11 protein-coding genes are annotated in these 12,323 nt (G+C 27.0%); 1 reads left to right on the top strand and 10 read right to left on the bottom strand.

Features of this window, described 5'->3' with window-relative positions:
* Nucleotides 1-739 precede the first annotated feature (739 nt).
* The 8 genes from dltC to BM027_RS17290 form a co-directional block, all read right to left on the bottom strand.
* Nucleotides 740-970 carry a D-alanine--poly(phosphoribitol) ligase subunit 2 gene (dltC, locus tag BM027_RS17325; RefSeq protein ID WP_090094438.1) on the bottom strand — a complete coding sequence of 77 codons (231 nt, stop codon included), beginning with the start codon at nt 968-970 and terminating at the stop codon, nt 740-742.
* 19 nt (nt 971-989) lie between these two features.
* Nucleotides 990-2,135 carry a D-alanyl-lipoteichoic acid biosynthesis protein DltB gene (gene dltB, locus BM027_RS17320; protein WP_090094437.1) on the bottom strand — a complete coding sequence of 382 codons (1,146 nt, stop codon included), beginning with the start codon at nt 2,133-2,135 and terminating at the stop codon, nt 990-992.
* Nucleotides 2,132-3,646 carry a D-alanine--poly(phosphoribitol) ligase subunit DltA gene (gene dltA, locus BM027_RS17315; protein WP_090094436.1) on the bottom strand — a complete coding sequence of 505 codons (1,515 nt, stop codon included), beginning with the start codon at nt 3,644-3,646 and terminating at the stop codon, nt 2,132-2,134. The genes dltB and dltA overlap by 4 nt, the downstream gene beginning before the upstream one ends.
* 129 nt (nt 3,647-3,775) lie before the next feature.
* Entirely contained in the window at nt 3,776-4,960 is a 1,185-nt protein-coding gene (gene dltD, locus BM027_RS17310; RefSeq protein ID WP_090094435.1) for a D-alanyl-lipoteichoic acid biosynthesis protein DltD, read from the bottom strand.
* 123 nt (nt 4,961-5,083) lie between these two features.
* Nucleotides 5,084-6,400, bottom strand: coding sequence for a nucleotide sugar dehydrogenase (locus BM027_RS17305; RefSeq protein WP_090094434.1), 1,317 nt, complete (start codon nt 6,398-6,400; stop codon nt 5,084-5,086).
* Nucleotides 6,388-6,987: an acyltransferase gene (locus BM027_RS17300; protein ID WP_090094433.1), complete on the bottom strand. Its 600-nt coding sequence runs from the start codon at nt 6,985-6,987 to the stop codon at nt 6,388-6,390. Before BM027_RS17300 ends, BM027_RS17305 begins: the two co-directional genes overlap by 13 nt.
* 14 nt (nt 6,988-7,001) lie before the next feature.
* A complete protein-coding gene (locus BM027_RS17295; RefSeq protein ID WP_090094432.1) occupies nt 7,002-8,189 on the bottom strand; it encodes a DegT/DnrJ/EryC1/StrS family aminotransferase in 1,188 nt (395 codons plus the stop codon).
* 571 nt (nt 8,190-8,760) lie between these two features.
* Nucleotides 8,761-9,348 carry a DUF1836 domain-containing protein gene (locus BM027_RS17290; RefSeq protein ID WP_090094431.1) on the bottom strand — a complete coding sequence of 196 codons (588 nt, stop codon included), beginning with the start codon at nt 9,346-9,348 and terminating at the stop codon, nt 8,761-8,763.
* Nucleotides 9,349-9,942: 594 nt separating this feature from the next.
* On the opposite strand from BM027_RS17290, the gene BM027_RS17285 reads away from it, so the two are divergent.
* Nucleotides 9,943-10,188, top strand: coding sequence for an AbrB/MazE/SpoVT family DNA-binding domain-containing protein (locus tag BM027_RS17285; RefSeq protein WP_090094430.1), 246 nt, complete (start codon nt 9,943-9,945; stop codon nt 10,186-10,188).
* Nucleotides 10,189-10,398: 210 nt separating this feature from the next.
* Here the strand turns inward: BM027_RS17285 and rsmI are convergent, their stop codons facing one another.
* Nucleotides 10,399-11,244 (bottom strand): 16S rRNA (cytidine(1402)-2'-O)-methyltransferase, encoded by an 846-nt coding sequence (gene rsmI, locus BM027_RS17280; protein ID WP_090094429.1) that lies wholly within the window; start codon nt 11,242-11,244, stop codon nt 10,399-10,401.
* A 1-nt stretch (nt 11,245) separates the two neighbouring features.
* Nucleotides 11,246-11,998 (bottom strand): tRNA1(Val) (adenine(37)-N6)-methyltransferase, encoded by a 753-nt coding sequence (locus tag BM027_RS17275; protein WP_090094428.1) that lies wholly within the window; start codon nt 11,996-11,998, stop codon nt 11,246-11,248.
* Nucleotides 11,999-12,323: the final 325 nt, after the last annotated feature.

Below are 12,323 nucleotides of genomic sequence, written 5' to 3'. Positions count from 1 at the left end.
ATGAGCAGCAAGCTTCATAAATAAAGAAATATAGTAAAATTATGGAGAAGGTATCTTTACCTTCTTATCGTCATGCAATCAAATAATATAATTACTAATAATTACATAAAAATATATGTATAAAATTGAAAACTATAAAAAGAGAGCTGTATCATGATTGATTTAAAATATCAATCTGATACAGCTCCTTTATACAATTTATAATTAAAAAAACACTATTAAAAGTACATATACCTTAGGCACAATCAAAAAAATAACAAGTCCATTTGCCAGCCTATTTTCCATCATAGGAAGCTCGACTCGCATACGCTCACTGAGTAAGCGATTCACACCAAATCATAGATTTGGGTTTACTGCTCACGTCAGCAAATTGACCTAATAGACCCGCTATGAGGGCAATTCGTCTCCTTGCCTGATGAAAAATATTCATGTCAACTTTGGACTTGTTATTTATTTTTATGTGCCTTAATAGTGTTTTTACAATAATGAATTTATTCTTTTTAATATTTGGCTCTGTTTTAAAACCGTGTTGATATTGTTACATATTGTTAAGTGGGCTAAAGAATTAAACTTAAGAACATCTAAATGAGTATAGTCCCATTCCAGCTTGCTCCAAAGACAAGCTTCGGACAAACACTTAATGTGACAATACTCATTAAGAGTTCTAAAAGTCCAATTCTAATGCCCATTGAACAAAGATGTAACAATATCAACACTATATTAAATTAGACACATTAAATTAAAGTTTTTCACTTAAAAATTTAACTAGATTATTTACTGTAGCCATGTCTTTTTTTTCTAAGTCTGTAGGTTGCAATCTTAATCCAAAAACTTCTTCAATTTTTAATAGAACTTCTATAATTCCTAACGAATCAAGTAATCCTGCCTCAAATAAATCTGTATCTTTTTCTTCAGCAATATCATCGTTTCCTATGACATCAATTAATATTTGTAATACCTTTTCTTCCATTGTTGATACCTCCTATTTATTATTTATTAAATAAATATCCTGAAAATAATAGTAATCCAAAACATGCCACATGAAATGTTACTATTATTTGAACATACTGAAACCATTTTTCTTTTTTATGTAATTTATAGAATTTTGATTTACGTTCATATATATCTGTAAATACTAATGCTAAGCCTTGATATACTCCATATATAATATAAAACCATTTTAATCCATGCCAAAGCCCCATAGTTGTCATAGTTATCATTTGTCCTACATGTGATGCAATAACTTTATTTTTAAATCTCTTTTTTCTCATACTACTTAGCACAAATCTTGAATATATATAATCTCCAAACCATTTTGACAAAGATATATGCCATCTATTCCAAAATTCCTTCATACTTTTACTTAAAAACGGCTTATTAAAGTTTTCAGGCACTCTTATACCTAAAATATAGCTTGTCCCTACTGCAAAGGAACTATAGCCTCCAAAGTCGAAAAATAGATACAAACTATATGCATACATATAATTTAGAGCATTTAGAAATGTTATATCTGTTGAAATTTTGTTCATCCATAAAGAATTTATTAATGCTGCAATAATAAACTTATATGCTACACCCCGTACTATGTGTTTAATTCCTGCTACTAAATAATCATCTAAATATTCTTGTCTAGTTATCTTTTTTTCTAAATCATCATTAAATCTTCTTGATCTATCTACTGGACCAGAAGTTAGCGTTGGAAAAAATAAAAAGAAATATAATATTTCGAAAATATTTACTTCTTCAATAGCTCCATCATGTATTTCAATAATCATTTGTATAGCCTTAAAGTTAAGATATGACAGTCCTATAAATCCTAATTTAATAGAACTTGTTAGAAGACTTACTTTAAATATAATTAATGGTAACATAGAACAAAATAAAGCGAAGTAATACAAGTATTTATTATCTGTCTTTTTTCTTATTATAGAATATTCTTTAATTAATGTTATTTCACACAGCAAAAATATAGGAAATAATTTACCAATACCCATAATTGCAATTATCATTAGAACTGATAATAACATACCATAATACTTAATTTGTTTTTCAAATACTCCTAAAATAATAGCTGGTATTAAAGAAATCATTAATACATACAAGTAAAAATAATCTTCATACTGAATTAATGTCATTTTAAATCCTCCATAAGTTTTTTTCTATCAATTTTTCCATTAGTATTTAGAGGAAATTCTTTCAGAATTTTTATATTTCTAGGAATCATATATGATGGTATTAATTTTTTCAATTCATTTTTTATCAGCATTGCATTTTTTAAGTTTGATAATTCGTTTTCTTCATTAAGAACTATATAAGCTGTTAAATGTGAAATTTTGTGTTCTTCATTAAATATCGGAAATACTACTACATTGTTTATATTTTGAACTTTTCTTAAATTATTTTCAATATCTTCAATCTCAATTCTAAATCCATTTAACTTTATTTGGAAGTCCTTTCTTCCACAATAATATATTATTCCATTTTGATAATACGCTAAATCTCCTGTTTTATATCCTTGTTGATTTTGTGAAGTTGTAAAAAATACTTTATTGGTTATCTCTGGGTTATTAAAATATCCCTTACTTACACTATCTCCTATTACAACAAGTTCTCCTTTTTGTCCTTCTTTTACTTTATTTCCGTGTTCATCTACTATATTTAATTCACAATTACTAATTGGATATCCTATTGGTATCGATCTTTCATCCGATAACATATCATCATTTATATCAATTGCTGAAATTAATACTGTTGCTTCTGTAGGTCCATAACCGTTTATCATTCTAGTTTTTGGAAATCTATTCATTAATTCTCTAACTAGCTTTTTCGTTAATACTTCTCCTGCAAATACAAAAGTTGATAGTTTTTTAATATTGGATTTATTAAAATCATCAAAATTGCTACAAATCTCAGCTAAGGCCGGTGTTGAAACCCAACAATCAATATTAGAATTAGTTAATTCATTAAACAATATGTGTAAATCTTCTAATGTATCTTTATTTAAACTAAATAAAGTTTTTCCATTAGCCATTCCTATATATATAGGAATAACTGATACATCAAATGAATAAGATATTTGATTTAAAATATTTCCAGGACACTCATCAAATTCAAGATATCTTTCAAACCATTCTGTAAATGAATCTATATTTCTTTTGCTTATTTGAACTCCTTTAGGCTTCCCAGTACTTCCTGATGTAAATAATATATAACAATTTTCATCTTCTTTTACCCAATTATCATTAGATATTCTTACACTTATTGTTTTATTTAAAATATCTTTTAAATCATTGTAGTTTATTTCTAATGCTTCTTCTATTTTTAAACAACTATCCGTAAAATTAAATATAACTTTAGGCTTTATTTCATTTATTATTTGATTTACTCTTTGTTCTGGAAATGTTATATCCAGTGGTACATATGCTCTTCCTGATTTTAGTGCTCCCATCATTACTGGTAAAATTTCATTTTTCTTATTACCATAAATAATTATTGGTGTTCTATCCTCTTTGAATTCTTCTAATAAATATTTAGCAATCTTATCCGAATAATTCTTTAACTCCTTATATGTTAACTCCTTATCCAAACATTTAACTGCTATTCTATCTGTCTTTGCAAATTTATCAATACTATCTAATACTTTCATGATTTATCCCTCTAATACTATTAAAATTGACTATATATAAATGGTAAATCAGATTGTGAATAAAAGAAATAAACTATCAATCCAGATATTAATATAGCTGTTAATAATATTCCTATATTCAAATCTTTATTATTTTTTAAAATGTTTATAAATTTCTTCACTTACTTTCAACCATCCTTCTTCACCTAAATGTTGTGGATCTGTTAAAAACCCTTGTTTATACTCATATTCCTGCAAATTAAGAACTTCAAAACCATTCTCACTTGCTAATTTCGTAACCACATTATAGTATTCATCTCTCTTCTCTTTACTAAGTCCAACATAATCATAATACCATCCATTAACTGGTGGCAAAATAATATATGGCTTAATATTAAGTTCTTTACAAACACTTAAAAAGAATTTATAATCATCCATTTCCTTTGAATTCATAAGATTTTCATTTATTGACTGATCTTTAAGATTACTAATTACATTTTTTAGATGAGAGTCATAATACTTGTCCTCTAAATGAAATTGATTTGTGGATATTGTATTCTTTTTTTGTTCTTTAATTTGAGAATATTCACTTTTCCAATTGATATAAGTAAGTTTCTGTTTATCATCTTTATCTGGTAGTTTTTTCAATTGTTCATAAATCAATGCCTTGTCCTTAATATCTGCTAAATACTTTTTAGTTTTATAGTATGGATCAAATATTATCTTTACAATTTTTTTTAGTGGATTTGTATTGGCATATAAAGTTGCATAAAGAGCTTCTTCTGGATACTTTTTGCTTTTTCTCAATAGCTTCCCAACTCTTTTTGCATAATATTGTTTATTCTCTTCACTTATTTTAGGATTTTCTAAAAATTTATAAAATTGCACATCGGAAAAATTAACTGCAAAATTATATGGTGATATTGCATCTGCCACCTCAAACCATTGAATAGAAAGTACATATGCTACTTTTTGATTTTCTTTTATATTTCCTGTTCCTAAATAGGTTGCTTGTTGTAAATCCTGTGAATATGGTCTTCCAAAGCAACTTATATTATACTCTGCTCCATTGAAAGGGAAAAGTCTCAACGGATTTTGTGGTACATCAATTCCCATTTCAGAAGAACCAAGCAAAAATAAGTCATTATGATTTGATAATAACTCTTTTGATAATGCACTTTTATCTTTAACTGAATCTGAAAATTTTTTTCCCATTAAAGAAATGTCCTTACTTTTAGTCAATGCATCCAATTTTTTATCTAATACGGAATTAATTATGATTGTAGTTAGAATTGCTATTACTATTGGTATTAGTAAACTAAATATTTTTTTCATTTATGATGACCTCTTTATCACATAATGTTAACTTTAACGTTTTGCAGAAATGTATATTCCAAAACTAAAACATTCGGAATACACATTTCTTTTGTTATAATACATTATTAAATAATCTCTATTTTATAATTTGTAAATTTTATCTCTATTATTGACTACATTTTTAGTTGCATTTCTTGTATCATATACAACTTTTGCTCTACTTACTATTTCTTCATAGTCATAACAGCTATGATTTGTTGTTATAAGAACAATATCACTTTCATCTATTACTTCTTTCCAATCAACAGAATTATAAACCTTACCTTTATATTTAGATACTTCACAATAAGGATCATTAACTGTAAGATCTGCTCCATTCTTTTCTAATAATTCTATAACCTTAAATGCTGGAGATTCTCTGTAATCATCAATATCATTTTTATAAGCAACTCCCATTAAAAGAACTTTTGCTCCATTTAATGCTTTCTTATGCTTATTTAAAATTTTCATTACATTATCTAATACAAATTCAGGCATTGAATCATTAATTTCTCCTGAAGTTTCTATTAATCTAGTATGATAATCATATTCTTTTGCTTTCCATTCCAAATAAAATGGATCAAGTGGAATACAATGTCCGCCAAGTCCTGGGCCTGGGTAAAATGGCATAAATCCATATGGTTTAGTCTTAGCTGCATCTATAACTTCCCAAACATCTATACCCATTCTATTACATAAAATAGCCATTTCATTAGCTAACCCTATATTTATATTTCTAAAAGTATTTTCTAGAATTTTTTCCATTTCTGCTACTGCTGGTGATGATACTGTATGGATTTCTCCTTCTAAAATATTTCTATATAATGCAGCTGCAACTTCTGTACAGTCCTCACTACATCCACCAACAACCTTTGGGGTGTTTTTAGTATTAAAATCTTTATTCCCTGGATCAACTCTTTCTGGTGAAAAAGCTAAGAAAAAGTCTTCTCCACATTTCAATCCACTTTCCTCTAGAATTGGTTTTAAAATTTCTTCTGTAGTTCCAGGATATGTAGTACTTTCTAGAACTATTAACATACCTTTATGTAAATATTCTGCAACACTTCTTGTAGAATCTACTACATATGATAAGTCTGGTTGTTTATATAAATCAAGTGGTGTAGGTACACAAATACAAATTGTATCTACATCTTTTACAAAACTAAAGTCTGTAGTAGCTTTTAAAATTTTCTTATCTACTAATACCTTTAATTTTTCATCTACTACATCACCTATATAATTATTTCCTTCATTAACCATTTGAACTTTTTGTTCTTGAACATCAAATCCAATAGTTTTATATCCTGCACTTGCCTTTTCTACTGCTAATGGTAAACCAACATATCCTAATCCAACCACACCAACTTTTGCAGTTTTGTTATTAATTTTATCTAATAATTGTTGCTTTAATATTGACATTTTGTACCTCCTAAATCTACGCACTCTACTTTTTCATCTGACTTAATATATTCTTGCTGACAAGCAGTGCAAACTGAATGATTATCTTGAAATTTTAATTTTTCTCCACATTTACATACATATCCTGTTATTCTTCCTGGATTTCCAACAACCAAGGCATAATTAGGTATATGTTTAGTGACTACAGCTCCTGCTCCAATCAACGCATACTTTCCAATATTATGACCACATACAATTGTTACATTAGCTCCAATTGATGCTCCCTTGCCAATTATTGTTTCTCTATATTCACTCTTTCTTTCAATAAAACTTCGTGGATTTATTACATTAGTAAAGACGCATGATGGCCCTAGAAATACATCATCTTCACAAATAACACCTGTATAAACAGATACATTGTTTTGTATCTTAACTCCATTTCCTAGCCTTACGCCAGGTGATATTACAACATTCTGTCCTATATTACATTTTTCACCTATAAAGCAGTTACTCATAATATGAGAAAAATGCCATATTTTTGTACCTTCTCCGATTTCAACATTTTCATCTACATAACTAGATTTATGTACAAAATATTTATTATCCATAAGTTAATCCTCGCCTACTTACTTTTTATAGATTTAACTATATATTCTATTTGTTCCTGTGTTAATTCTGGATAAACTGGTATTGCAAATGTTCTATGAGAAAGATATTCTGCAACTGGCATATCCCCTTCTTTATATCCAAGATTCTTATATACTTTTTGTAAATGTAATGGTACTGGATAATACACTCCTGTTGCTATACCTTTTTCCTTAAGTTTATTTAATAAAGACTCTCTATCTTCGGATTGTAATATATACATATGATATACAGGTTCACACTCTTTTAACACGCTTGGTATAGTTAAATTTGTATTCTTTAATTCTTCATCATATATTTTAGAGATTTCTCTTCTTCTTTCATTCCATTTATCTATATGTGTTAATTTCACTTTTAAAATTGCTGCTTGAATAGCATCAAGTCTTGTATTAAATCCAATTAAATAATTATAATACTTTAATGGATTATATATAGTATCATTTGCATCTTCTGCGGAAGATTCCACTTCTTCAGTTATGTTGTTTAATAAATTATAAGCTTTTTGGCCATTTTCTCCACTTCCATGAGTTCTCAATGCTCTAGCGATCGTTGCCACATCATCATTCGATGTTACTATCATTCCGCCATCACCAGCACAACCTAAGTTTTTGGTTGGGAAAAATGAAAAACAAGCTACATCTGACAATGTTCCTATATTTCTTCCTTTATATTTACCTCCAACTGCTTGACAAGCATCTTCAATAACCTTTAAATTATTCTTTTTAGCTATTTCATTTATTTCATCCATTTTAGCACTTTGCCCAAATATATGCACTGCAATAATAGCTTTTGTATTTTTAGTAATTTTATTTTCTATTTTCGACGGATCTATGTTAAATGTATCCTTATCTACATCAACAAATACAGGTGTTGCACCTACGGCTGAAATACTTTCTGCTGTTGCAAAGAAAGTAAAGGTTGTAGTTATTACTTCATCCCCTTCTCCTATGCCTAGGGACTTTAATGCAATAACTAATGCATCAGTTCCATTTCCTACTGATATTGCATTGTTAACTCCTATATAATCTGCAAATTGCTTTTCAAATTCTGTTACGTTTTTACCCATGATATAATTTGCAGAGGAAAGTACTTCCTTAGTTACCCTGTCTAAATCCTCAGCAATAGAATTATATTGAGCTTTTAAATCAATTAATGGAATATTCATTTCCCTCGCTCCTTTAAAACTCTGCTTTTTACATATTTTTTATAAATATTCTTTTAGTAAACTAACATGAATATTTTAACATACTTAAATAGATAAATAAACTTTTTTGTTTTGTAAAATATTTAGATTTAACTCTTAATATTTTTAATTTTATACTATAATATTTTTTGAAAAACTTTATTCATCTTAATGTGCTGAATAACTATAACAATTATGAATAAGATAACTCTACATCTAATGAATTTTATTAATTAGAACTTAGGCACATGAAAGAAAATAATAGACCAAAGATGTGCCTTATATACATAAATAATCATTAAGGCATCTTTTCTTATTTATCCGATAGCTAGCATCCGTAACACTCCCTATTCTTCAAGTGAGTGATAACGGCTGCATGCTCCTTGATAAGTTCAACTAAATTCAGGTGGAGTATAAAAAACTCCACCTGAAAAGTTTCACTTTATATAGATATAATCCAAACATTATATTTCCATCTAAAAAAAACACTTATTTTAATAATTATCCATCTAAATAATTATTTAAATAAGTGTTTTGCAGTTTTATTTATTTATTATACTTGATACTCATTTACTATTTTCTGAACTAATTTTTTAATTACACTAGCTTCTGCTATTAATGCCAAAACTAATAAGAAAATTGTTATTCTTTCCTCTTCATCTTTTTTTAAGTTTAAATTCTTAACTATACCTTGTAATTTTTCTTCATTTGCTAAAGATGTTCCTAAATAATCATTTAAACTTTCATTTTGTATCTGAGAAAAAATCTTATAAGCATCTTGCCAAGAAATTATGTCATCATTTCTGTCATTTATTTCATTAAAAGCTAACCTAAAAACTTTTTTAATTTCCTCAGTTGTTAATACGGGTCTCATATAACTAAGTAAAACAAGTTGCACTAAGTGAATTTTAGTATATCCTCGTTTTTTACCATCCTCTGGTTTAGTTATAACTTCGCTTTTTATGTAATTTTGAACTATATTATTTGTAAATTTTTCATCAACAAATTTATCATTTAAATAATCTATAACTTGAGATAAAAATAGATCATATTTTGGTAGATCTTCATATGAAACCAAACTATTCTTAGAAATTTTTTTTGCAAGTTCGCTAATATAATTTGAATCAAAATTATTATCCATATTATATACCTACTCTTTCTTAATTATATTTACTTTAAAGTATATAGTAAATATAAACTTATTACAAGTTATTTTCATCATCATATTAATACTAACATTGATTAAGTTTTGGTAATTAATGTTTTAACAAATCATTTTTATATGTAAGTTATTTTTGTTATTTTATTATTGTCTTAAATTTTTTCCTAAAATAATAATATTTCTTGCTTTGTTATGACAATATATTTTTATTTTTTCTCTATTTTCTCATATTTAAACTTATTTTAAGGTTTTTATTGATTATGGAAATTTATTATTTTTCCTAATTATTTCTAATTATTTTCATATTTCTTTACTTTATATGCACTTATAAGCTACAACCATAGTAATAACACAATTCAGTATGACTATATACATACTTATGTTGTTGTTATAAATTATCAATATTCTATTGACTTTTCTAAAATATGGTAGTATATTTTATTTATAATGTTTATTAAAGTTGAAATTTGTAAATTATTATAGAAAAAAGCTAAATATGCATTGACTTTTTATTACATACTTGGTAATATGTCAATGTAGAATGTCGAACATTGTAATTAGGAGGAATTTTGTATGAAATCAACAGGTGTAGTTAGAAGAGTAGATGAATTAGGTAGAATTGTTATTCCAATAGAATTAAGAAGAACTTTAGATATCGCTGAAAAAGATGCATTAGAAATTTATGTAGATGGCGAACAAATAATTCTAAAAAAATACGAACCAGCTTGTATTTTCTGTGGAGATGCAAGAGATGTTACAAATTATAAAGGTAAAAATGTTTGTACTAAATGTTTAGATGAAATCAAAAATAATAGATAATATCTAATAAATTAATACTTACTATATTATTAGCACCTCTAATATTTAGAGGTGCTTTTATAGTTTTATTTATTAATTAGACTCTGTTTTAAAACCGTGTTTACATTGTTACATATTGTTTAGCATTCTAAAAAATTTAACAATATTAGTACTATATTAAAACATAAGTATTAATTAAAATTTAATTTTAGTTATTTATTTGGAGATGCCTTATATATCAGTTGAAAATTTATATACTTCACTTTTAGACATTCCTCTATCCTTTGCTACTAGCTTTATTGCATCCTTCTTTGTTATTCCTTCATCAATATACTTAATAATATGTTCTTTAATAGATAAATCAATCCATTCTTTCTCTTTTTCTTGCTTAATTTCTTGAAGTTGCTTTCCTTCTAAAACAAGCACGAATTCTCCTCTAGGTTTATTTTCTATAAAATAATTTATTGCTTCTTGAATAGTTCCTCTATATATCTGTTCATACATTTTAGTTAGTTCTCTGCATACTGCAATATTTCTATCACCAAAGGCATTATACAAAAACCCTAAAGTATCTATAAGTCTATGGGGTGCTTCGTAAAATATTAGAGTTTCTTGATTTTGTGACAATTCTTCTTTTATTAACTTACGGTCTTTATTTTCTCTAGGTAAAAATCCTCTAAATATAAACTTTGTTGTGTCTAACCCAGAATAAACCAACGCTGTTGTTATTGCAGTTGCTCCTGGCAAAACATGGAAATCAATTCCTTCATCTATACATCGTTTTACAATAATACTTCCTGGATCAGATATTCCCGGTGTACCTGCATCTGATACTAAAGCTATATTTTGTCCGTTTAAAAGCCTATCAATAATTTCATTACTTTTACCATGTTCATTAAATTTATGATAACTTATTAAAGATTTCTTTATATCAAAATGATTTAATAACTTTAATGTCTGTCTTGTGTCTTCAGCTGCTATAACATCAACATCATTTAATACTTCTAAGGCTCGTAATGTTATATCTTTTAAATTGCCTATAGGTGTTGGTACTAAATAGAATTTTCCTTTTTCCATATTACTGCCTCCCATATATCTCATCTATTTGCTTAGTATAAGATCCATTTTCATCATGTACATATAGAGATGGATCCCATTTTAAATATGCACCCCCATCTCTTTGTCCTTCTACTAAAACTATATTAGGTGCTTTACCCAAGCTTGGATAAACCATTTTAACTCTTTTAGGTTCTATCTTATACTTTCTCATTAAAGTAAATATGTCTGCCAATCTTTCTGGTCTATGTACCATAAAAAGTCTACCATTATCTTTTAATAAGATTTTAGATGCACTAATTACATCTTCTAAATTACATAAAATCTCATGTCTTGCAATAGCAAGTTTATCAGATGAATTAACAATTCCAGCATTATTCAACTTATATGGTGGATTTACAGTCACTACATCAAATTTATTTAATGTTTTTAAAAACACTGTATTTTTTAAATCTTCTTTTATAAAAGTTACTTTACCTTCTAATGAATTTAAAATAGCACTTCTTTTAGCCATCTCAACCATATCTTCTTGAATTTCAAGTCCATATATTTCTGCTGGATCATATTTTCCATACATTAAAAAAGGTATTATTCCCGTTCCTGTACATAAATCAATTACTTTATGTTTTTTCTTTATGTTCGCAAAATCAGCTAATATTACAGCGTCCACTCCAAACTTAAAACTATCCACTTTCTGTATTAGCTTTAGTCCTTTTAATTGCAAATCATCTATTGTTTCATTATTTTCAATATTTACTATTGTGGTTTTATTCATATGTCAATCTTCCTTTATTCGCATATTATAACTCATTATAACTTATTGAATTAATCTAAACAACTAAGGTATTTTAAAATAAGATTATATACACTAAATCTAATTTGTAGAAACTTAGACTCATAAAATTACCTCATGAAATGGATTCTGCTCAGTCTTTTTAATTGTGTCTACTTAGCGGGGCTCACTTCACAATCTTCAAAGAACGCCTAGTCTATAAATTTAAAAAAGAGGCTGTATCAAAATAAATTTGATACTAGCCGATAAAAAAAGTGGATTCATTAATTTGAATCCACTTTTTTGCGCATAATATTTATATGAAATA

The sequence above is a fragment of the Clostridium uliginosum genome, from assembly GCF_900112485.1.
Classification (GTDB): Bacteria; Bacillota; Clostridia; order Clostridiales; family Clostridiaceae; genus Clostridium; species Clostridium uliginosum.
The sequence above is the reverse complement of the archived record's forward strand: the minus strand, read 5'-3'. Positions and strand labels throughout refer to the sequence as shown.

Excerpts from the sequence above, each read along its gene's own strand:
- dltC (WP_090094438.1), bottom strand. The coding sequence starts at position 970 with ATGGAAGAAAAGGTATTACAAATATTAATTGATGTCATAGGAAACGAT.
- dltB (WP_090094437.1), bottom strand. The coding sequence starts at position 2,135 with ATGACATTAATTCAGTATGAAGATTATTTTTACTTGTATGTATTAATG.
- dltA (WP_090094436.1), bottom strand. The coding sequence starts at position 3,646 with ATGAAAGTATTAGATAGTATTGATAAATTTGCAAAGACAGATAGAATA.
- dltD (WP_090094435.1), bottom strand. The coding sequence starts at position 4,960 with ATGAAAAAAATATTTAGTTTACTAATACCAATAGTAATAGCAATTCTA.
- BM027_RS17305 (WP_090094434.1), bottom strand. The coding sequence starts at position 6,400 with ATGTCAATATTAAAGCAACAATTATTAGATAAAATTAATAACAAAACT.
- BM027_RS17300 (WP_090094433.1), bottom strand. The coding sequence starts at position 6,987 with ATGGATAATAAATATTTTGTACATAAATCTAGTTATGTAGATGAAAAT.
- BM027_RS17295 (WP_090094432.1), bottom strand. The coding sequence starts at position 8,189 with ATGAATATTCCATTAATTGATTTAAAAGCTCAATATAATTCTATTGCT.
- BM027_RS17290 (WP_090094431.1), bottom strand. The coding sequence starts at position 9,348 with ATGGATAATAATTTTGATTCAAATTATATTAGCGAACTTGCAAAAAAA.
- BM027_RS17285 (WP_090094430.1), top strand. The coding sequence starts at position 9,943 with ATGAAATCAACAGGTGTAGTTAGAAGAGTAGATGAATTAGGTAGAATT.
- rsmI (WP_090094429.1), bottom strand. The coding sequence starts at position 11,244 with ATGGAAAAAGGAAAATTCTATTTAGTACCAACACCTATAGGCAATTTA.
- BM027_RS17275 (WP_090094428.1), bottom strand. The coding sequence starts at position 11,998 with ATGAATAAAACCACAATAGTAAATATTGAAAATAATGAAACAATAGAT.